Annotated in this window: 1 rRNA gene; it reads left to right on the forward strand. The window is 52.9% G+C overall.

What is annotated here, in order from left to right:
• Nucleotides 1–312 (forward strand): 16S ribosomal RNA (locus tag LM917_RS24325); the annotation flags it as partial.

Below are 312 nucleotides of genomic sequence, written 5' to 3' on the forward strand. Positions count from 1 at the left end.
CCTTCGGGGCAGTGGTGACAGGTGGTGCATGGTTGTCGTCAGCTCGTGTCGTGAGATGTTGGGTTAAGTCCCGCAACGAGCGCAACCCTTATCTTTAGTTGCCAGCATTCAGTTGGGCACTCTAGAGAGACTGCCGTCGACAAGACGGAGGAAGGCGGGGATGACGTCAAATCATCATGCCCCTTATGACCTGGGCTACACACGTGCTACAATGGTTGGTACAACGGGATGCTACTTCGCGAGAAGATGCCAATCTCTTAAAACCAATCTCAGTTCGGATTGTAGGCTGCAACTCGCCTACATGAAGTCGGA

Origin of the sequence: Brevibacillus daliensis (assembly GCF_021245735.1) — a bacterium.
In the GTDB taxonomy this organism is placed as follows: Bacteria; Bacillota; Bacilli; order Brevibacillales; family Brevibacillaceae; genus Brevibacillus_B; species Brevibacillus_B daliensis.